Raw genomic sequence first — 21,190 nt, forward strand, 5'->3', positions numbered from 1 at the left:
AGGCTCCTCCCCAACCAGTAACTAAGACTACCGCATCTCCTACGATGCGGGGTGATCCCATAACTTGTTTTGTCTGATTGGGTACAATGTATTGCCACTCTTTTACTCCGTCTTTAGAAACCTTAACCAATCCCCCCTCTTCGGTAATATACAAGGGAATATATAGACTGCCATCTTCGTCCAATTCCATGGAGTAGATTTGTGAGCTAGGGTTCCTTCCAATATTTACCTGCCAAACGGGATCTTGGGCAAAAGAGAGAGAAATAAAAAGAGTAAGGAGAAAGCAAGCAACTGTGGAAGAAACCAGCAAGTTCATGTTTTTAGGGAGACACCCCAAAACAGGGATCAAATGCCTTTAGGGGTGTCTCCCTTAAAGCAAACGCATTTCATTTCCCTTTTTTGGTTTTAAAAAATCTCTTTTTAAGTGGCTTTAAAAGATTACGGGATGGCGGTACTTCGTCAGCAATAGTATTTACCGAAGCCGCAACCTTTTTTTTAGTTTCAGATGAGGTTTTTTCTAAATCCTTTTTTACCTCGGCAATGATTGGTCTTGCGGTTTCTTGAGCTTTTTTTATCATGGGGGCCAAATTATCTAAGGCTGGCTCTACAGCATTCTTTATCTGTTCTCGGGTTTTTTCTCCTTTTTGCGGGGCGTATGCCAGTCCAAACAAAGCTCCCACGATGCCTCCGAGCATTGCTCCTAGTACAAAGCCTCCCGAATCAGAGGAATTATTTTTTGTCGGATTTTGAGTTGGGCGTATTGTCATCTCCACTTTTAAACAAATTAATCAGCTTAAATCCTTGAGAAAAACCAGCGATAATTGCTGTGATAGACGCTATGGGGTTAGAGACGGCCTCGGCGGCGCTGGAGATTGTGTCCAGCACGCGATTGACTTTGTAAATAGTTTGTCGGGCTTCCTTTAAAATTAAAATTACATAGACAATTAGAAGCACCAGATTTATCGAGAGGAGGATAATAATGATAATTAAAATAGTTTGTATATCCATGGCAGTGTTCCTCCAACATACACCAAAAACTAGGGTTCTGGCAAGTGGGAATCTACCGTGTAGGTAGTCTCTACTACCTCGCCTGCCTTTCCCAACACCCCTAAGTCCTCACCGTTTTTTGTTACTCTAACAACACCAGCATTTCCAGCTTTAATTTGCAATTCCGCCTGTGGTGAAAAGGTTAACTTAACTCCAGAAAGAACCACCCCGTCGAATACTTTAACCGCGTCTTCTAAAACCAATAGATACGAGGCGTCTTGTGTAACCTCTAGCGTAATTTCCGTACTACTGCTTGCTGGTTCCTCTGGTGTCACATCCGCGCTGGGACTTAAAACTGCCGCAGTATTTACTAAAACTTTTCTTTCTACCTTAGAAACCTTTCCCAGTTTGTTAGTGGCTGTAATATTTATAATATTTAAACCCAAAGAAAGCGAAACCGGCGTGGCAAAGGATCCCTCCTCTCCTAAAAGAACCTGCTGTCCATTAATTGCAATTGTCGCGTCTTTATCGGTCTTGCCAAAAATGTTTATGACCTGCTGATCTTGAGAAACATCGCTGGCGGGACTTTCTACTTTTAAATATGGCGCTTGAGAAAACGAGCGGTATTGAATATAGACATAGGAAAAAAATCCCAAAAGCAAAAGCGTTACCAAAACCGTCATAACTGTACCCGAAGTAATAACAAACTGCTTAAAAAAATTCTGTCCTGCCAACCTTCTTCCTTTTTGATTAAGAGCTTTTTCGTCTACCTCGCGTCTTAAAAAAGCTAGGGTATCTTCCTTATTTAAGCCTAAAAACTCGGCATAATTTCGCAAAAACCCCTTTAGTTGAATGCTACTGGCAAAAATAGCGTAATTGGCTTCTTCTAGCGCTCTAAGATAGCGCTGGTGGATTTTAAGTTGTCTCGAAGCGTCTTCAATTAAAAAACCTTGTTCGAGGCGTTTTTGTTTTAAAATTTCGCTAACCGATTTCATGAGGTTTTGCCCGAAGAGGCCAGGTATTCTTCGGCATCAGCAATTAAAACTTCGCGGGGCTTGCTTCCTGTAGCGCTAGATACAATCCCTTGCGCTTCTAGCTCATCCAACAATCTTGCGGCTCTAGCATATCCAATACTTAGCTTGCGTTGCAGTAAGGACGACGAGGCTTTATTGTGCAAACAAACCAATCTTATCGCTTCTTTAAAATAAGCGTCCGACGATTCCGAAATACTATCCACTTTATTGGTCTGATGAAACTCCACAACATCTTCGGCGTAGTCAGGTGATACTTGTGACTGTCTCAAAAATTCCACTAGGGCGGTTCTTTCCTTGTCCGACACAAAAACGCCTTGAATTCTGGAGGGTTTAGACGCGTCTGGCGGAACAAAAAGCATATCTCCCCGACCCAAAAGTTTATCCGCTCCCGGCTGATCGATAATAACCCGCGAATCAATCTGCGAGGTCACATTAAAAGCAACACGGCAAGGAACATTGGCTTTAATCAGCCCAGTTAAAACATCAACCGAAGGTCTCTGGGTAGCCAAAATTAAATGAATTCCCACGGCTCGGGCAAGTTGGGCAATTCGACAAACCGCTTTTTCGGTGTCGGCTGCCGCGGTCATCATTAAATCCGCTAATTCGTCAACGATAATAATAATGTAAGGCAATGCCTGAAACCCCGAAAGCTCGTTGTATAAATCAATATCGCGAACCTTGGCGTTTTCGAAGAGCTTATACCTTCTTTCCATTTCGGAAATTGCCCATTTAAAGGCGGGAAGCGCTTTGTGCGCATCTACAATAACCGGGGTTAGCAAATGCGGAATATCTTTGTAGCCCACTAATTCTACTCGTTTAGGATCTACCATAATAAACTTGCATTCCGCGGGAGAGCATCTAAAAAGCAGTGTGGCAATCATGGAGTGCAACATCACCGATTTTCCAGAACCAGTTGCTCCGGCAACCAATACATGAGGCATTTTGGAAATATCGTATATTATCGGAGTCCCCGAAACATCTTTTCCAAGCGCAATAGTTAATTTAGATTTAGCTTTTGCCATTTTATCCGAAAGCATAATTTCTTTTAGGGTTACTAGTTCCGAGGAGTTGTTGGGAACTTCTATTCCAATCAGCGATCGCCCTGGGATGGGAGCTTCTATTCTTACCGATCCTGTGGGTGAGGCAAGAGCTAGTGCCAGGTCGTTTGAGAGCGAGGTAATTTTAGTAATTTTGGTTCCCTGGACTGTTTCCATGGCATACTGGGTAACTGCAGGACCCTTGTTTACTTCTACAACCCGAGACTTAATGCCAAAAGAATCCAAGGTCTTTTCTATGACACTTGCTCTCTGCTTAACATCTCCTCTCTCGGCTTTAATTTGGGGAGGTTCCGATAGTAAGCTAATAGGTGGATACTCCCAAACAAGATCGTTGTAAGGAAGGTTCGAAACTGTCTTTGCTGGTGGAACGGTAGTTTGTTGACTGGCGACACTGGGGATCTTCTCTTTGGTTAGTGTTTCTTTTGGTTCTCCAATTGTTGGAACAACCTCAAAACCTAGCTCCTTATCAGCTTCTCCTTGTTGCTGTTCCGCACCTTCCCGTTTTATTCTTACCTTATTAAGACACCCCTTGATTTGCTCCCAAAAGGCTTTAAAAGAAGCCGTTGCGCCTACTAGTATTCTTTCTAGGCTCATTTCGAACATCAGAACAAAAGAAAATACAATAAGTAAGATAAATAGCAGATAAGCACCGAAAGAAGAAATATACAGACTAACTTTCAAAAAAACCGTTTCTCCTAATAGCCCTCCCCGCATTTCGAGTATACCAAGAAGTGCCACAAAAAATATCAGTAGCCCAAACAGCGTTCGTGTTTCCAAAATTCTCCATTTTAAGTTTCTCAAGAAAAAAAGCCCTAAATAAAGCAAGATTACAGGAACAACGAACGCCCCAAAACCAAAAAGCTCTATTAAAGTATCTTGAACAACTTTGTTAAAAAGGGCATTGGAGTAAGCGAGAGACACCGCGCAAAGCGCGCCAACCCCCCACAAGACTAGCGCTACAATCGAAAATAGCGCCTCGGAATTTAGCGATATTCCCAATGGTCTTCTTTTTGGTTTTCTTCCCCGTTTTGCCATAAGACAATTATGGCATTAGAGACGCATCTATTCAATCTTGTATTTAGCCTTTAAATAGGATATAAGAAAACATATGCTCCAAAGAGAAAAAACCGCAGATTTAATTGCCAAAGTGGGCGAAAAAGTTAGAGTTTCGGGGTGGGTGCAGTCTATAAGAAACCACGGTAAGGTGGTGTTTTTGGATTTGCGAGATTCCTCGGGGGTTTTACAGTGCGTGGGGACAGTGTTAGAGCAAAAAATTGGTCTGGAAGATGTAATTACCATTGAGGGACTGGTTAAGCCAAGACCAAAAAATATGATCAATCCCGAAATTTTAACCGGGACGATAGAATTGCAAATAGAAAAGATCACCATTCTCGAAAAATCCGCTCCTCTCCCGTTTGACATGGGCGCAAATGAATTAGCAGTTTCGCTTCCAGTGCTTTTAGACTACCGCTCGCTTACCTTAAGACACCCCAAGATTAAAGCTATTTTTAAAGTGGAAAATCAGATTATTAACACATTTAGGCGAGTTATGAGTGGGTTGGGTTTTGAGGAGTTTTATGCTCCAACTTTTGTGGCATCGGCAACCGAAGGCGGATCTAATGTTTTTCCGGTAAAATATTTTGAACACAACGCCTACATGGCGCAAAGCCCTCAACTCTATAAGCAAATTATGCTAGGTGTTTTTGAAAGGGTTTTTTCTGTTGCCCGAGCCTATCGGGCAGAACCCAGCGTTACTACAAGGCATCTTTGCGAATACATTAGCCTAGACGCCGAAATGGGATTTATTGATAGTTGGAAAGATATTTTGGTTGTTTTGGAAAAATTATTTTTTGAAATATTTTTAGATTTAAACAAATTCTGCTCTCCAGAGCTTGCTTTGTACAATCAAGCCACACCACAAGTGGCAAAAACAATTCCTTATCTTAAAATGCGCGAGGCCCAGCAAATTATTTTTGAGAGCACCGGCGTAGATCATCGAAAAGAACCCGATTTAGATCCCGAGGACGAAAGAGAAATTTGTAGGTGGGCGCGAGAAACTCACAAGAGCGATCTTGTTTTTATCACGCACTATCCAACCAAAAAGAGAGCTTTTTATACCATGCCAGATCCCGAAAATCCTGAATTTTCTTTAAGTTTTGATTTGCTGGGACGGGGTTTAGAATGGGTTTCGGGAAGCCAGAGAATTAACAACTACAACCAGTTGCTCCAGGCAATCAAAGATCGCGGAAATAAAGAGAAAGATTTTGAGCTTTACTTAATGGCTTTTAAATACGGCATCCCGCCAGAGGGCGGATTTGCTCTAGGGGCGGAACGAATTGCCATGCAAGTTTTGGGTTTAAATAATATTCGCGAAGCCTCGCTTTTTCCCCGAGACATGGAAAGAATTGATGTCGGTCTTAGCAAATTAAATCCCCAAACTAAATGAAAAAAAAATCTCCAGCAAGACCATTTGCTAAAATTTTTGTTTTTTCTCTATTTCTTTTGGGACTGCTGTTTGTTGCGCCCTCTCCCACATTTCTGTCTTCTAGTAATCTTTTGACCGAAGAAGATTTTATCTTAAAAAAAGGCGCGGTTGCCGGAGCTTCCGCAACAACTGTATCTACACTTAACAATAACCAGACGCCCGCTCCCTTGATAACAGCTACAAGCGCCATTGCTGTTAATGCAAAAACTGGAAAACCTCTTTACGAAAAAAACCCCGATGCTCCTCTTCCCCCAGCTTCGACTACCAAAATAGTAACCGCTTTGGTAATTTTGGAAAATTATGACTTGGCGCAAGTAGTTGCTATTCCTCCAACTTGCGTAGGACTTGATGAACCAACGGTGGGATTTTTCGCAAATGACCAGGTTACTATCGAAAGTCTGCTTTACGGAATGTTAGTTAAAAGCGCCTCGGATGCCGCGTGTTCCTTGGCTCATGTAAGCGCAAGCTATGGAGAGTTTATCAACAAGATGAATACTAAAGCCCAAGATTTAGGTTTAACCAGCACAGTTTTTAGTAACGAAATTGGGTTTGATAGCGAAGATCAAAACCAATTGACAACCGCAAGAGATTTATCAGTACTGGCGCAGGAGGCCATGAAAAACGATATTTTTAGAATTATAGTTGGAACACGCGAAATAAAAGTCACCACAAATCTTTTTAAGAAAACCTATACTATTACAACTACCAACGAATTGCTCAAGGAAATTCCCGGAACTACGGGAATTAAAACCGGTAATACCGAAAAAGCCAAAGGGTGTCTGGTTTACTCCTACGATAATCTGGGAAAGAAGATTCTAATTGTGATTTTGGGGAGTGATGATAGGTTTGGTGATGCTAAGAATATTTTGGATTGGATACTATTGCTTTAGTTTTTCGGGGGAGAGAGCGTTGTAATAAAGCACAAAGGCTCCTTCTTTTCCATCGGCAAATTTGGCTTTGCCGGAAAGACTAAAATAAGGCTCCAGCAGATCTTGAAAATTATTGCTTTCTAAATAGACTATGCTTGCCTCGTTAATTTCCAGCTTAGTAACTGGATCTCCTGCGTAGTTCTCGTATTTGCCAGCGTCATTTGTATAAAGACTAACAAGCAATCCTTGATTGTTTTGAATTTTGTCCCAAGCGTTTGAGATGTTATTGGTGGGATATTCGGAACCTTGCGCAAAGTCAAAATTATGCCAAAAGTATTTAAACTCTACAACCTTGACTGCCATAGTGGGATCTTGCCCTAGAATGATGTAAACCACGGGGGATGTGGGCGACTCCGAAGCGACATTGTACAGCTCGCTACCATCTTTAATCTGCCGAGTAATACTAACTTTGGTAAATTGGGATTCTTCCGATGTTGCAACTGATACATAATTTCCCGCAATTAAATTTAAGTATTCAATCTCAATTTTAGAATTCTGAATTTCTTCGCTTGCTAAATTAGCCTGCTTTAGTAGCTCCAATAGAGTACTTTTGGCAACCTCTCCTGTTGGCGCCCTATATGTTGCGTAATATGCCGGAGGATTATTTCTGTCGTATCTGAGGCTAAAAAAATTATTGTAAGCCTGCCCCCAAAAAATTCTCGAGGAGTAAACAAGTTTGTTTCTGTCGAAATAAAGGTCGCTCCACTTAAACTCCGTGAAGCTTATTTTTTCGGGATCTCTTACGAATCCAAAAACAGTTGCCACAACCTTGACCTTTTTTTCGGCAAGAATAGAGAGTGTTGGGGTAACTGCGGGGTAAATTTTAAGCCTTTGGGGGAGGATTGGTAATTTTCCAGTCTTGGTATCTAGAATGTAAATTGGGCCAGTTTCTTGATTGAGTTTTATAGAATCTATCTTTGTTGGGGTAATAAGACCAAATCTTGCCTCTGGGGCAACAACAATGGGAGGTCTAGTTTTTTTATAGTAGTCGATGCCATAGCCTAAACCCGCCTTGGCTACAAAGTAAAGTGCAGTAGCAAGAATAGAAAGCCGAGCAAACTTTTTAAAGTCAATTACAAATTCGGTTAAGGACATACCATTTGATGATACACTAATCTGGCATTTGATGGTACACCATCTAAGCTACTTTACAACCCCACAGGTTGCAAACTAGCCTAAGATGGGTATAGTATTTCTCTATGGAAAATTTAAAGGCGCAACTTTTTACCGACGGTGGATCGCGGGGCAACCCTGGACCCGCGGGCATTGGCTGGGCAATTTGGATTGAAGATAGAAGGAAAATAGGAGGACAACACATAGGAATAGCGACAAATAATGTAGCTGAATATCAAGCCTTAATCCGTGGTCTTGAGGAATGCTCTAAACTTGGGATCCAGATTGTTGATTGTTTTTTGGATAGCAATTTAGTGGTAAATCAAATGAAAGGATTATTTAAAATTAAACAAGCCCGTTTGGCAATTCTTGCCCAACAGGCAAAAGATATTGCCCTAAGGTTTGTCTCTGTTAGCTACACTTACATTCCCCGCGAAAAAAACACTCTGGCAGATAAAATGGCCAATAAGGCATTAGATAAGCATCTTAACAATTAAAAACCCTCAAGCTACATATCACCCATATCACCCATCCCCCCCATGTTGCTACCTTGCCCGATAGGCTCTTTCTTTTCTGGAAGATCGGTGACTAGCGCTTCGGTTGTAATAACACTTATCGCAACACTGGTTGCGTTTTGAATTGCCGCTCGCACAACTTTGGCTGGGTCAATAATACCTTTTTCTACCATATCCTCAAATTTCATGGTCATAACATTGTATCCCAAGTTGCCCTCTTTTTTCTCCACTTCGCGGACTACCCAACCAGCATCCACTCCGGCGTTTTCTACAATCCTTCTTATTGGTTGATCTAGGGAATCTTTAAGAATTTGCGCGCCCAACGCTTCGTCTCCCTCAAGCTTTAGAGTATCAATTGCCCCTTTTAGTTTTAAGTAAGCCACACCGCCTCCAGCAACAATTCCTTCTTCCATGGCAGCCTTGGTGGCATTAACCGCGTCTTCTACTCGATATTTTTTCTCTTTTAATTCGGTTTCAGTTGCCGCGCCGACATTAATTACCGCAACCCCCCCAGATAGTTTTGCCAACCTCTCTTGCAATTTTTCTTTGTCAAAATCGCTGTCGGTTTTGGCAATTTGCGATTTAATTTGAGAAATTCTGTCAGAAATATTCTTGGAACTCCCTTTGCCTCCCACAATGACAGTTTCTTCTTTTCCAGCAACCACTCTGTCGGCCTTGCCCAAATCCTCGACTGTAACACTATCTAACTTTCGTCCCGTTTCCTCGGAAATGAATGTTCCGCCGGTTAAAACCGCAATATCGGCAAGCATTTCTTTGCGCCTGTCACCAAATCCTGGAGCTTTTACAGCCAGAGCGTTAAAGGTGCCTCTAATTTTATTCACGACTAGTGTTGCCAGCGCTTCGCCTTCTATTTCGTCGGCTACAATTACCAAATTCTTGGAGACTTTAACCAAATTTTCCAGCATAGGTAAAATGTCTTGAAGCGAGGTAATTTTTTGGTCGGTAATTAAAATATTGGCTCCTGTGACTTCGGCCTCCATTCTTTCGGCATTAGTTACAAAATATGGCGAAATATAGCCTTTATCAAAAACCATTCCCTCTTTGTATTCCACTTCCAGTTTAAGCCCTTTGCCTTCCTCAACAGTTACAACCCCTGCTACTCCCACTTTTTCCAAAGCATCAGCTATCATATTGCCAATTACGGAATCCTGCGCCGAAACCGTAGCAACCTGCGATCTTTCCTCTTTTGTTGTAATAGGCTTTGCCATTTTCTTAATTTCTGCCCCAATCGCATCTCTTGCTTTTTCCAAGCCCCGTCTTAAAATCATAGGGTTTGCCCCAGCAGTCACATTCTTTAGCCCACGATCCACCAAATACTGCGCCAAAAGAGTAGAGGTTGTGGTGCCGTCCCCTGCCACATCGTTAGTTTTTTCGGCTGCTTCTTTAACAATTTGCGCCCCCATATTTTCGAAAGGGTCGGCAAGTTCGATTTCTTTTGCCACAGTTACCCCATCGTGAACCACACTAGGAGCGCCCCACTTTTTATCTAAAGCAACATTGCGACCTTTAGGACCTAGTGTAGTGGCAACTGCAAAAGATAGCTTGTCGACACCGGCTTTTAATTTTTTTCGCGCCTCTTCTCCATACAAAATTTGTTTTGCCATAATGTTGAATTTGGCGACTTTACAAAGTCGCCAAAATATCCTCCTCTTTAACTATTAAATAATCTTTGCCTGCAATTTTAATTTCGTTGCCGCCCCATTTTTTGTACATTACCGTATCCCCGGCTTTAACTTGCGGTTTTATAAGAACCCCGGCGTCATTAGGTTTTCCAGGACCTGTGGCAACAACTTTGCCTTCTTGAGGTTTTTCTTTTGCCGAATCGGGGATTACGATTCCCGAAGCGGTTTGGCGTTCCCTCTCCAAAGGCTCAATTAGAATATTATCCAAAAGAGGTTTTACTGTCATAATACTGCTAACCTTTCTTAATACTTTAAGAATTTAGAATTCTTAAAATGTTAAAAATGGTGGTAAACTAACTTAAATATTTAATAGTGACTTTAACACTAGCAGACTAACCCCGAGAGTGTCAAGAGCTATTGTAAAACTATAGGAGGAAAGGATCTAAAATATTTCGGATTGTTGTTATTTTTAACAACTATCCCGAACAAACCATTTACCCATTGACAGATAATATACAATATTGTATATTATCTGTGTATGACATTTGAGAAATTTAGACAAGCAATAACCTCCTCTGTTTTTACTACAACAAGTGTGAGTGTAGCTTTTCCTTTAGAGTCTCCTCATTCTATAAACATATCTCTCTATAGATTTGCGAGATCAAAAAAGATCGTGAGCATAAAAAGGGGTCTATATAAGTTCTTAGACTCAAAAATTGACGAATTTGCTTTGGCTGGAATTTTATACACTCCATCCTATGTAAGCATGGAAAGCGTTTTGAACTCTTGTGGAGTAATACCAGACATTCCTCTTTCCGTTACTTCCGTTACAACAACCACCTCAAAAAAAATTGTCACTTCTATGGGAAATTATTTTTACTCTAAAATTCCATTAGAACTTTATTTTGGATTCGAAAAGATGGCAGATCCAATATCTGGGGTTTACTATAATATAGCTAACCCCGAAAAGGCTCTTTTGGACTATCTTTATGTCAGAAGGATTAAGAATCTAGCAAATTATCGAATTGACCTAACCCACCTTAATAGGATTAAACTTACAGAGTTTATTAAGCATTATCCATTGTGGTTGCAAAGAATATTACCATGAATAATATAATTTCTAATTGGGAAAATATCCAAAAATCGGCGGTGTTGCAGGGGCTTCCGGCAGACAAGAAAAGAGGATTAATTAGAGAATACCTACAATCAAAGTTTATTTACGAATTTTATGGCTTAAAAGAGGCTCAAAAATTGTCTTTTATTGGCGGAACGGCACTACGGCTTTTAAGAAATATTCCAAGATTCTCGGAGGATTTAGACTTCGACAATTTAGATATTTCCGAAAAGAAAATAGGAGATTTGGTAAGCGAGGTTTGTGTAGTATTCCGAAAGGAAAATATTGAATGTGAGCTAGCAGTTAAAAAGAATGAAGGAAAGTTCTATTTTGAAATTAAGTTTCCCAATCTTCTTGAACCACTTAAAATAAGCAGCAACCTAAAGGAAAAACTGATGATAAAAATTGATTATTCTAGATCGTGGAAAAACCAAAGTTTGGAAACACAACCACTTTTAAGGTTCGGCTACGCTAGAGAAGTGTTAACAAACTCTCTTGATAATCTGACGGTACAAAAACTTTCTGCCTATGTTTTTAGAAAAGAAACCCAACCAAGAGATATTTATGATATTGTTTGGCTTTATGCGACGGGCGCAAGATTTGATCATAAATTTGCCAAAGATAATGATATGAAAGATTTACTTAAACTGGCAACAGAAAAGTACAAGAACGAAGGGATAAAAAATGCCTTCTCCCAAAAGCTAGCTCCTTTTTTAATTAATCCAAAGGAAACAAGTCTTCTAAGTACTTTTGGAGATGTTTTAAAGCGACTTTAATTGTGGTATATTTAGAGTATGACTAAAAAAACTCTTATCCCAGCAATTGTTTTAATTTTGGTTCTGTTTTTTGCGCTTTTGTTTTTTGGCTGGTCAAAAAGAAACTTAAAAGGACCAATTTCCTTCTCTATTAGTGCTATTTATGATACGGCAACAGTTTTTATTGACGATAAATTAGTTGGCAATACCCCCTACAAAGGTCAAGAAACCAAACAGGGTGAATTTAAAATTGCTCTTGAAGGCGAAAATAACAATTACGAAACTAGGCTTAGCGCTGTCGTGGGAACGGAGGTGGCCATAAAAAGAGATTTGGGAGTGTCGTCCAATTTTTCCTCGGGGCAAATGGTCTGGATGGAAAAAGCCTCTAAAGGGGGGTCTGTGATTGCTATAATCTCCAACCCGCCCGATGTGGAAGTAACCGTAGATGGCGTTTCTTTGGGAACAACTCCCCTAAGTTCCTCCGACCTTAAAGTTTTTGCTTATGATACCAATCACAAAATAGAGGCGATCAAGGAGGGCTACGAGGGGCAAACCTTGGATGTTACAACTAAAAAGGGTTTTAAAGTAAATGTGTCTTTAGATATGTTTTTGCTCCCAATAGAATCTAATATTACCCTGTCAGATCAAAGTAGCAAAACAGTTAAAATTTACAACCTCTCCAACCTTAACGCCTTTTCCAAGGTGGGTTTAGAGGAGTGGATTAAAGGTATTGCCTATTATAATAAAACCCGCGGAAAGGGTTTGCCCGAGTTCAACTATTACATTGATTACACTGGAAAAATTTATAATTTAAACGCTCAAAAAATTTTGCTGGCTGATGTTACAAATACAAACCCTAGCTTAATTCTGGGATATTTGGGAAACGATCTGGCCGATCTCTCTCAAGAAGCTTTAGACACAATTGATCAAATTTCTGGCGGACCAGCAGGAGTTCCAGTCAAAAAGGCTACCGTTGCCGAAACTGGAACCGATTTTGGGCTAAATGTTAGGGCTTCCGCATCTACTACCGCAGAAAAATTAGGCACAATTGCTGTGGGAACACAAGTTACAATTCTCGAAGAACAGACAGGTTGGGCTAAAATTAGGTACGAAAACACCAAAGAGGGCTGGGTCAGCGCTTCGTACTTAAAAATAGAAACAAATTAAATCGTTGTTCCTAAAGGGTAAATTATTGCCAGCGCCACCAGCGCCCAAACCATCACAGAAGCCAAAAGCGGAAGATCCGAAGTTAGAACTCTCTCTGGAGATTCGGCATCTTTTTTTTCGTAAATTACATACAAATATCTTGCCACCCCATAAATAACAATTGGTATTGTAAGCATCATCCATTTAGGCGAAGACAGGGTAGTCGGTAAAAAACGAGCGATTGCTAGCTCGGGTCGGCTTTTAGCCTGAAACGAAAAAAACGAATACGAGATTATAGTAAAGCTTGCCGACATCGAAATCATAGAATCTAAAAGCGAATCGGGGTAATGTTTTAAAGTCTCGCGGGTTTTAAAAGAAATGTCCAAATTTGTCAGGATGGTTCTTTCGGACCTTCGTTTTCCAAAAGCCAAAAGTAGCGATAAGCCGATTGTAGCCAAAATTATCCAAGACGAAACCGGAATGGAAGTTGCAAACCCGCCGGCAAAAACGCGCAAAATAAACCCCATAGCAACAGTTAGAGCGTCAATAATAATAACATGGCGAAGCCACAACGAATATGTCCCTTGCATTAAAAGATAACCCACGCAAATTAGAAAAAAATGAAAATTTACCGCTACAAGAGATGTGGGAATAAAAAAGAAAATTAAAATAAAGGCAGTTAAAATAGCCACTTCGCGCGAAAGCTTGCCCGAAGGAATCGGGCGATTCTTTTTAATCGGGTGAAGGGCGTCTTTTTTGGCATCGATTGCATCGTTAATGAGATAAGTAGCCGAAGAAAGCGCTGAAAAGATAATTGCCGCCACAACGGTTCTAAAAAAAATATCACTTTCAAAGAGTCTTCCACTAAACATTGCCGCCGCAAAGAGACTGGCATTTTTAACCCACTGTCTAGGGCGTAAAGCACGCAGAAGGTGGTATATTGTATTGTCAGTTTGTAGAATCACATCTCTATCTTACCAAATTAGTCAAATTAGTCTAATATCTAGCAATGCCGAAAGATATTTTAAATAATCTAAACGATGAGCAACGACAGGCGGTTGTTTACTGTGATGAACCAGAGCTAGTGGTCGCAGGTCCGGGGTCGGGCAAGACCAGAGTCTTAACCTACAAAATTGCCTACTTAATAAAGGAAGTGGGGATTTCTCCAGAAAACATTCTTGCTGTAACTTTTACCAACAAAGCAGCAGGTGAGATAAAAACCAGAGTTGCCAATCTATTGGGAGAAAAAGATTTAACCGGAATTTGGATGGGAACTTTTCATGGAATTTGCGCTCGAATCTTAAGAGTTCATGGAAAAGCCATTGGAATTGCTCCAGGGTTTACAATTTTTGACGACGGCGATTCTAAATCTTTAATTAAATCCATTTTGAAAAGTTTTAATTACGATTCCACCAAATTAAATCCCAACGGGGTTTTAGCTAATATCTCCAGCGCCAAAAGCGAGCTTGTTAATCCCAAAACATTTGCTAAGTTTGCTTATGGTCCCTATTTGGAAAAAGTATCCAAGATTTATCCTGAATACCAAAAAGCGCTTAAGGAGCAAAACGCGCTGGATTTTGACGATTTAATTTCCGAAATTGTGAGGCTTTTTAGAGAAGCGCCAGATGTTTTAAGTTACTATCAAGACAAGTTTTTGTTTGTTTTGGTTGATGAATATCAAGACACCAACCGCGCGCAGTATGTTCTTATAAAGACTCTAACTTCTCGTTCTCAAAAACTCTGCGTGGTAGGAGATGTTTCGCAAAGCATTTATTCTTTTAGAGGCGCGGACTTTAGAAATGTTTTGTCTTTTGAAAAAGATTATCCCACCTCTAAAATTTTCTATCTGCCTAAAAATTACCGCTCGACAAAAACTATTGTCGAGGCGTCTCGTAGCGTTATAGAACATAATCAAACTCATTTAAAAATAAATTTAGCCACAGATAATTCCGAGGGAGAAAAAATTTTTCTTTACGAAGCTACAACCGAAGAAGACGAGGCAAACTTTGTTACCGAAAGAGTTAAAAACTCTAAGGGGGGTTTTTCCGACTTTGCGGTTTTGTACCGCACCAACGCCCAATCTCGAAGTATTGAGGAAGCGTTTATTAAAGAAAGTATTCCCTATAAACTTGTTGGGGGGACTCGCTTTTATGACAGAAAAGAAATTAAAGACGCCATCTCGTATTTGCGAATTTTGCATAATCCCAAAGATTTTGTTTCCTGGAAAAGAATCATAAATGTTCCACCCCGCAAAGTTGGAGAAAAAATGCTAGAGCAACTAAAATCAACAGCGTTTGCTATTGAAGAAGTCGCTTTAAAAACCACATTTCCCATTCGCGAAATGCTAACAGCGCAAAAAAATCTTACTGTACTAGAATTATTAGATTTTGTTTTGGATAAATCGGGGTATCTAGCACATCTTGATGACGGAACAGCTGAATCAGAAGCTCGAGTGGAAAACTTAAAGGAGTTGCGCTCGGTGGCATTAAGATTTGCCACCCTAGAAGAATTTTTGGAAAATATTGCGCTGGTTAACCCGCAAGATACGGCAACAGACGAAACCAAAAAAATGGTAAGCGACACCAAAGACGCGGTGAGTTTAATGACTTTGCACCAAGCTAAGGGATTAGAATTTTTCGGTGTTTTTATTGTGGGGTTAGAAGAAGGTCTTTTTCCCCATTCCAGATCGCTGGAATCAAAAGCAGAAGTAGAAGAGGAACGCCGGTTGTTTTATGTAGGAATGACCAGAGCCAAAGACAGACTTTATCTAACTTACGCTAAAAGACGACTCTATTTTGGAACAACCAGCATGGGAACTGTTTCGCGTTTTGTTTCCGAAATTCCCGAGCACTTGATGGAATCACCTCGCAGATTATCCTCCAAGTTTGAAAAAAGTGTAGATGATTTTTTGGACTTTTTAGAAGAGCAACGCAAATCTGTGACAGAATAATTCCAATTCTTGACATATTTAAATATGTATTGTAGTATGAAAATACTATGAATACTTTAACTCTCACACAACTTGTCTCCATCTCGGAATTACAAAGAGATTATCCCTCTTTGGTAGAAAAAGTTAAAAAACTAGCTGTTCCTTTTTTTCTCTTAAAGAGGAACGAGCCCGAGGCGGTATTACTTTCATTACCCGTTTATGAAGCTATGGTAGAAAACAACAGGTTATACGAGGAAAAAATGGCGATGGAGGCAATAGAAGATTTTGATAAGGAAAAGAAAAAAGGCAAGTTACTGGTTGCTAAAAACGCCGAAGATCTTTTTAAGTAAATGAGAATTACTTCTGTTTTTTACACAGCAAAATTCAATAAAAAACTAAAAAATTTCCCCACCAAAGATAAGGTAACTTTCTTAAAAAAATTCCAGATATTTTTAGACAACCCATTTGAACCTCCATTAAAAACCCACAAACTAACTGGAAAATTAGAAGATTATTGGTCGTTTTCTCTTAACTACAGTACACGAGTACTTTTTAGATTTGTTACTGAAAGTGCGGTTGAGTTTATCGATTTGGGTGGGCACGATATCTACAGATAGAATCTGCGGTAGAATAGGAATTAAGTTACAATTAGTCGAGGATAAATATTATGAATAAAGAAATCAAACTCACCAAAAAATTATATTCGATATATGCAAAAGATGAGTGGGGAAGGTTGGTAAAAGACCCTTATCACTACTTAGAATTTAATACCTCTTTAAGATTTTTAAGGAAATATTTACCATTAAAGGGTTTGGTTCTAGATGCTGGTGGCGGTCCTGGACGGTATACCATAGAACTCGCTCAATTGGGTTACGATATAATTCTACTCGACTTAGTTCCAGAAAATTTAACGGTTGCTAGAGAGCAAATAAAGAAGGCAAAAATTGGTGAAAGGGTAAAGGGGGTTGTTGAAGGTTCGATAACGGACTTATCGGAATTTAAGGATAATTCGTTTGATGCAGTTTTGTGTTTAGGAGGTCCTCTCTCTCATGTTAGCCCTGAGTCGGAAAGACAGAAATCTATCTTAGAATTAGTGAGGGTTGCAAAACCAGGTGCTCCAATTTTTTCTTCTGTGATGAGTAAATATGGTGTTATGCTTTCAACACCAGGTGGTTGGCCTCAAGAAGTCATTTACAAGAAACATTACGAGGACTTGGTTTTTAAAGGGGAGGATTATAAATTTAGAGGCAATGCCTACTGTCATTTCTTCTCTTCTGACGAGCTAAGAACGATTTTTTCCGATAAAGGCGTAAACATTTTAGAAATAATTGGTTTAGAGGGATTGAATATTGATAAAAAAATTACAAATAACTTCGCAAGAAAATTTCCAGATGCTTGAAAAAACTGGATAGAGTTGCACAATAAAATATGTACCGACCCATTTGTTGTCAATTCAAGTGGACACATGATGATCGTTGCAAAAAAATACTAAGGAGTTTAATTACCATCAAAAACTTATTGGGAAGTAAGACGAGTGAAGCTCCTGCAACAAGTCGCGGGGCATCTTCCTCGTAAGGAAATTAGCTTATGAAAATTGCAAAGTCCAAAAACAAACATCCTCCGATTTATGCCTTTATTGATAGTCAAAACCTAAATCTTGGAACAAGCAAAGATATTTACCGTAATGGCAAATTAATCTACAAAGGTTGGAAACTAGATTTTAAAAAGTTTAGAAGATATCTACTGGACAAATTTCGTGTCTCAAAAGCCCTTTTGTTTATCGGGTACATTCCACAAAACAAATCTTTATATAATAAATTAAAAAGTTATGGATACGAGTTAGTTTTTAAACCAACAGTAAAAGATAATGAGGGTAAACCAAAAGGAAATGTTGATGCCGAGTTGGTTTTGCATTCTGCTGCTATAGAATTTGCAAATTATGATAAGGCGGTAATTGTTGCGGGAGACGGGGATTATCGTTGTTTACACGAATATTTAATAAGGAATAAAAAGCTCTCACAAATTATTATTCCTAATCGTTATAGTGAATCTAGTTTGCTAAAGGATTTTCAAAAATACAAAATATTTCTTTATAGAGAGAAGGAGAACTTACAGCTTAGAAAATGAAAGCGGGAGGCGTCGCACATAAACGCTTAGTTTATGGGTCGTATTCTCCCTAATGATTAGAGGCATTTAAACACTTTTTGGATGAAAAATCAACCGCAAAATTGGAAAGGAAGAAATGCGGTAGAATGAGGGGATGACACCTGCAGAAATTATTGGATCGGCAGTTATTACATTTTATTCTTTAGCATTTTTGCCAAACGAACAAACTCCCCAAGTACTTGGTGATTTTGTACAAGCTCCACCAGAAGTAAAAACTGTTTCCTCATTTAGGCAAAAAGAAGAAACAGAAGAAGAGCCGATACCTTATCCCACAAAAGAAAAGGAGGATGCTGACTTGGAAATTGGTCAAATGGAAGTATTAGAAGAAGGGATAAATGGAAAGCTGATTAAAAACTATCTTGTTACCTACTGGCAAAAAGGAGAGTCCGACAAAACTTTAATTGAAACTACAAGAGAAGAACCGACCGCAAAAGTTATTGCTGTCGGAACAAAGGTTGTCTGGAGAAAAATTAACACGCCAGATGGCGAAAGAAAATATTGGATGAAAATTCCCAATGTCTGGGCAACTTCGTATGATAAAAGCTGTGCTGGATGCAATGAATGGACAGCTCTAGGCACCAAACTTGATATTGGAACTTGCGCGGTGGATCCTAAAAAAATTAAGCTCTGGACCGAAATCTTTGTACCGGAATACGGAATTTGTCGGGCGCTGGATGTTGGAGGTAGTATAAAAGGTAATAAAATAGATGTGGGATTTTACGATTTACACGCTCAAGCCGCCGAAGTTGGCTGGACGGGATCCCATTGGACCGATATTTATCTCTTGGATCAAGCGCCAGAATAGCTTAGAATGTCAATATGTTTTACATCACAACCCCAATTTATTATTCCAACGACATTCCCCATTTAGGACATCTTTCGACCACCATTTCTGCCGATATTATTGCTCGTTATCACAGATTAATTGGGGATAAAACCCTATTTTTAACCGGTGTCGATGAGCATGGAGAAAAAGTAGAACAGACTGCCAAAAAGGCAGGTCGCGATCCCCAAGAATTTGTAGATCAAATGGCAACTTGTTGGCAAGAGTACTGGAAATCGATGGGTGTCCAAAACGATATTTTTATGCGCACCAGCAATCCCAAGCACAAAGAAATTGCCCAAGGCCTTTTGGAAAAAATTAAAGCCAAGGGAGATATTTATTTAGGAACATATAAAGGCATGTATTGTTTGGGGTGTGAAGAATTTAAAGCCGGCCGAGAATTGGTCAATGGTATTTGTCCAGAACACCGACCTGACCAAATGCAATACAAAGAAGAAAATAACTACTTTTTTAAACTCTCTAAATATGCTCAAAAGGTCAAAAAATTACTCGAAGATGGCACAATTAAATTAATTCCCGAGAATAAAAAAAAGGAAATGTTAGCTAGGCTTGAAAATGAGGTGACTGATCTTTCGGTTTCGCGTCAAAAGGTTGCATGGGGAATAGAACTACCATGGGATACCACACAAACAATTTATGTCTGGGTAGAAGCTTTAATGAATTATTATTCGGCAACTAAAATTTTTGGCAAAGAGGAATTTTGGCCGGCCTCGGTGCACTTTTTGGGCAAAGGCAATAATTGGTTTCATTCCGTGATCTGGCCAGCACTGCTTCTTTCTTGTGATCTTCCATTGCCCAAAGAGATTTTTGTCCACGGCTATTACAATGTAGAAGGCGTCAAAATGAGCAAGTCTTTGGGAAATGTTATTTCTCCCACAGATTTGACTGACAAATATGAGGTTGATGGCACGAGGTATCTATTGTGCGCAAGCCAGCCTTACTTTGAAGATTTTAGCGTCAGCTTTAAATGGTTTGACACCGTTTATAACAACGATTTGGCTAACGGTTTGGGAAATTTGGTCTCGCGAGTTGCCAAAATGTGCGCCGACGAAAAATTATCCTATTCAAATTTTGCGGATGACTTTGTGACTGTTTTAACCCAAAATCCCAGTCTTAAAAATGCGCTTGAGGAATACAAGTTATTTGAGGTTGTAGAAATTGTAAAAAGCAAAGTGAAAAAAATCAATGAGTACATTAATCAAAACGAACCCTGGAAAAAAGAAAGCGTGCCTAAAAAAGAAGTGTTATTTAATGCTGTAAAAAATATTCTGGAAATTGCCCTTATTCTAAAACCAGTAACCCCAGAGACCTCCGCCAAAATTATTAAAGTTTTTACCGCCTCCCCAATTCTTCCCTCTCCCACTCTTTTTGCAAGAGTCTCTTGAAAATTTGGTTGCGGGTCCTCGGGCTCGCACCGAGGTTAAGCGGGATTATGAGCCCCGCGAGATACTGCACCTCCCACCCGCAATGTGGGGCTATTCTATACCCATCTTATACTAATTTGCAACCTTGTTATGATGTATAATGAAATTATGGTCTGCCAAAAATGCCAAAAAGAAGTTAAAAACCCTGTTGCAGTATTTTGCTACTGGTGTGGTGCCGTTTTAGAACACCCTACTAATACCACTTCTACTGTGGAGAATCCAAAAACCGAAAGCAAAACACCCAAAGTAAAAATAAATAAACGATTAATGCTGGGGACTTTACCCTTTGTTGCCACAGCTTTAATAATAACCACACTTTTTACTTTTAAGGTAAAACCGTTTAATAAGCAGAGCACTAGCGCGCCAGTCATAGCCGAGATATCCCCAGAGTCGCAAGAGAACAAAATTAAAACGCAAGTTGTAGAGCTTGAAGATACTAATCTTGGTGATTCTTTTTCGTTTGGTGTTAGTAAATTTGAATCCTTAATCCCACAGGACATTATTTACTACATCGAAGGAACAAATATCAACGACCAACTAACGGCAGAAAGTCAAAAAAAATTCGAGGTCCTTTTGACTGACATTTTTGACCTGTCGCAGGAAGAAGCTTTAACTTATTTTTCCTCTGATTTTGGATATTTCTGCAACGGCGAAGGATGCGCAATTTTGCTTTTAGCTAAAGATGCCAAAAGCTTAAAAGCAAAAGCTGAAGATACCACATTTAAACCTGATGGTTTTAGTCTGGAACTGCTAGATAATACCGCTTTAATTTATCAGGATGAGGATGTCAAAAACGCCGTAGTGGAGGTTTACCAGCACCTTTCCAAAAGCCTTGATATGGACTCTAAATATCTAACAACACTTAAAGAAATTCCAACAAAAGGCTTGTTTATGGCATATGTTGGCAAGAGCGACAATCTAGGGGAAGAGCTTTTAGCCAGCGATTTGGAACTATTTAAATCCATCCCCGAATCCACTATAGAAAAAATCACAACTTACATGTATTGTTTAGATGAAAATAATCAAATAAATTTTTACTACAAATAAA

23 protein-coding genes are annotated in these 21,190 nt (G+C 39.6%); 14 read left to right on the forward strand and 9 right to left on the reverse strand.

Annotated features, from left to right (window positions below; genetic code table 11):
- The 5 genes from KKF75_02255 to KKF75_02275 all read right to left on the reverse strand — a co-directional run.
- Nucleotides 1–316, reverse strand: a 316-nt coding sequence (locus KKF75_02255; GenBank protein ID MBU4381015.1) for a hypothetical protein, incomplete at its 3' end; no start/stop codon positions are given.
- A 70-nt stretch (nucleotides 317–386) separates the two neighbouring features.
- Nucleotides 387–767: a YtxH domain-containing protein gene (locus tag KKF75_02260; GenBank protein ID MBU4381016.1), complete on the reverse strand. Its 381-nt coding sequence runs from the start codon at nucleotides 765–767 to the stop codon at nucleotides 387–389.
- Nucleotides 730–1,008, reverse strand: a complete 279-nt coding sequence (locus KKF75_02265; protein MBU4381017.1) for a hypothetical protein — start codon at nucleotides 1,006–1,008, stop codon at nucleotides 730–732. The genes KKF75_02260 and KKF75_02265 overlap by 38 nt, the downstream gene beginning before the upstream one ends.
- A gap of 29 nt (nucleotides 1,009–1,037) precedes the next feature.
- On the reverse strand, nucleotides 1,038–1,982 hold the full coding sequence (locus KKF75_02270) for a helix-turn-helix domain-containing protein (protein MBU4381018.1): 945 nt from the start codon (nucleotides 1,980–1,982) through the stop codon (nucleotides 1,038–1,040).
- A complete protein-coding gene (locus KKF75_02275) occupies nucleotides 1,979–4,114 on the reverse strand; it encodes a DNA translocase FtsK (GenBank protein ID MBU4381019.1) in 2,136 nt (711 codons plus the stop codon). The genes KKF75_02270 and KKF75_02275 overlap by 4 nt, the downstream gene beginning before the upstream one ends.
- A gap of 73 nt (nucleotides 4,115–4,187) precedes the next feature.
- Between KKF75_02275 and aspS the strand changes: the two genes are divergently transcribed.
- Both aspS and KKF75_02285 read left to right on the forward strand, forming a co-directional pair.
- A complete protein-coding gene (gene aspS / locus KKF75_02280) occupies nucleotides 4,188–5,525 on the forward strand; it encodes an aspartate--tRNA(Asn) ligase (protein MBU4381020.1) in 1,338 nt (445 codons plus the stop codon).
- Nucleotides 5,522–6,454 (forward strand): serine hydrolase, encoded by a 933-nt coding sequence (locus KKF75_02285; GenBank protein ID MBU4381021.1) that lies wholly within the window; start codon nucleotides 5,522–5,524, stop codon nucleotides 6,452–6,454. The genes aspS and KKF75_02285 overlap by 4 nt, the downstream gene beginning before the upstream one ends.
- On the opposite strand, the gene KKF75_02290 is transcribed toward KKF75_02285, so the two are convergent.
- Nucleotides 6,443–7,588 (reverse strand): hypothetical protein, encoded by a 1,146-nt coding sequence (locus tag KKF75_02290; GenBank protein MBU4381022.1) that lies wholly within the window; start codon nucleotides 7,586–7,588, stop codon nucleotides 6,443–6,445. The two genes, KKF75_02285 and KKF75_02290, sit on opposite strands and share 12 nt — an antisense overlap.
- Nucleotides 7,589–7,692: 104 nt before the next feature.
- On the opposite strand from KKF75_02290, the gene KKF75_02295 reads away from it, so the two are divergent.
- The gene (locus tag KKF75_02295; protein MBU4381023.1) at nucleotides 7,693–8,103 is read left to right on the forward strand and encodes a ribonuclease HI family protein; all 411 of its coding nucleotides are present in this window, start codon (nucleotides 7,693–7,695) and stop codon (nucleotides 8,101–8,103) included.
- A gap of 11 nt (nucleotides 8,104–8,114) precedes the next feature.
- Here KKF75_02295 and groL read toward each other — a convergent pair whose 3' ends face one another.
- Nucleotides 8,115–9,746, reverse strand: a complete 1,632-nt coding sequence (groL, locus tag KKF75_02300; GenBank protein ID MBU4381024.1) for a chaperonin GroEL — start codon at nucleotides 9,744–9,746, stop codon at nucleotides 8,115–8,117.
- A gap of 19 nt (nucleotides 9,747–9,765) precedes the next feature.
- The gene (locus KKF75_02305) at nucleotides 9,766–10,050 is read right to left on the reverse strand and encodes a co-chaperone GroES (GenBank protein ID MBU4381025.1); all 285 of its coding nucleotides are present in this window, start codon (nucleotides 10,048–10,050) and stop codon (nucleotides 9,766–9,768) included.
- 252 nt (nucleotides 10,051–10,302) lie between these two features.
- Here KKF75_02305 and KKF75_02310 point away from each other — a divergent pair, with 252 nt between their 5' ends.
- The 3 genes from KKF75_02310 to KKF75_02320 are packed head-to-tail and all read left to right on the forward strand — an operon-like array spanning nucleotide 10,303 to nucleotide 12,800.
- Nucleotides 10,303–10,872: a hypothetical protein gene (locus KKF75_02310; GenBank protein ID MBU4381026.1), complete on the forward strand. Its 570-nt coding sequence runs from the start codon at nucleotides 10,303–10,305 to the stop codon at nucleotides 10,870–10,872.
- Complete coding sequence (locus KKF75_02315; GenBank protein MBU4381027.1) at nucleotides 10,869–11,654, forward strand: nucleotidyl transferase AbiEii/AbiGii toxin family protein; 786 nt, start codon at nucleotides 10,869–10,871, stop codon at nucleotides 11,652–11,654. The genes KKF75_02310 and KKF75_02315 overlap by 4 nt, the downstream gene beginning before the upstream one ends.
- A gap of 18 nt (nucleotides 11,655–11,672) precedes the next feature.
- Entirely contained in the window at nucleotides 11,673–12,800 is a 1,128-nt protein-coding gene (locus tag KKF75_02320; GenBank protein MBU4381028.1) for an SH3 domain-containing protein, read from the forward strand.
- On the opposite strand, the gene KKF75_02325 is transcribed toward KKF75_02320, so the two are convergent.
- Entirely contained in the window at nucleotides 12,797–13,744 is a 948-nt protein-coding gene (locus KKF75_02325) for a decaprenyl-phosphate phosphoribosyltransferase (protein MBU4381029.1), read from the reverse strand. The two genes, KKF75_02320 and KKF75_02325, sit on opposite strands and share 4 nt — an antisense overlap.
- A gap of 44 nt (nucleotides 13,745–13,788) precedes the next feature.
- Here KKF75_02325 and KKF75_02330 point away from each other — a divergent pair, with 44 nt between their 5' ends.
- From KKF75_02330 to KKF75_02365, 8 genes are all read left to right on the forward strand, one after another.
- Nucleotides 13,789–15,729, forward strand: coding sequence for a UvrD-helicase domain-containing protein (locus KKF75_02330; GenBank protein ID MBU4381030.1), 1,941 nt, complete (start codon nucleotides 13,789–13,791; stop codon nucleotides 15,727–15,729).
- A gap of 47 nt (nucleotides 15,730–15,776) precedes the next feature.
- Nucleotides 15,777–16,058, forward strand: coding sequence for a type II toxin-antitoxin system Phd/YefM family antitoxin (locus KKF75_02335; protein MBU4381031.1), 282 nt, complete (start codon nucleotides 15,777–15,779; stop codon nucleotides 16,056–16,058).
- A complete protein-coding gene (locus tag KKF75_02340; protein MBU4381032.1) occupies nucleotides 16,059–16,325 on the forward strand; it encodes a type II toxin-antitoxin system mRNA interferase toxin, RelE/StbE family in 267 nt (88 codons plus the stop codon). It begins immediately after the preceding gene.
- 50 nt (nucleotides 16,326–16,375) lie between these two features.
- A complete protein-coding gene (locus tag KKF75_02345) occupies nucleotides 16,376–17,107 on the forward strand; it encodes a class I SAM-dependent methyltransferase (protein ID MBU4381033.1) in 732 nt (243 codons plus the stop codon).
- A 188-nt stretch (nucleotides 17,108–17,295) separates the two neighbouring features.
- Entirely contained in the window at nucleotides 17,296–17,835 is a 540-nt protein-coding gene (locus KKF75_02350; GenBank protein ID MBU4381034.1) for an NYN domain-containing protein, read from the forward strand.
- A 133-nt stretch (nucleotides 17,836–17,968) separates the two neighbouring features.
- A complete protein-coding gene (locus KKF75_02355; GenBank protein MBU4381035.1) occupies nucleotides 17,969–18,679 on the forward strand; it encodes a G5 domain-containing protein in 711 nt (236 codons plus the stop codon).
- 14 nt (nucleotides 18,680–18,693) lie between these two features.
- Nucleotides 18,694–20,103: a methionine--tRNA ligase gene (gene metG / locus KKF75_02360; protein MBU4381036.1), complete on the forward strand. Its 1,410-nt coding sequence runs from the start codon at nucleotides 18,694–18,696 to the stop codon at nucleotides 20,101–20,103.
- A 147-nt stretch (nucleotides 20,104–20,250) separates the two neighbouring features.
- Nucleotides 20,251–21,189: a hypothetical protein gene (locus KKF75_02365; protein MBU4381037.1), complete on the forward strand. Its 939-nt coding sequence runs from the start codon at nucleotides 20,251–20,253 to the stop codon at nucleotides 21,187–21,189.
- The last annotated feature ends 1 nt before the right edge of the window (nucleotide 21,190 follow it).

It is taken from the genome of Patescibacteria group bacterium, from assembly GCA_018896215.1.
In the GTDB taxonomy this organism is placed as follows: Bacteria; Patescibacteriota; WWE3; order 0-14-0-20-40-13; family 0-14-0-20-40-13; genus JAHINB01.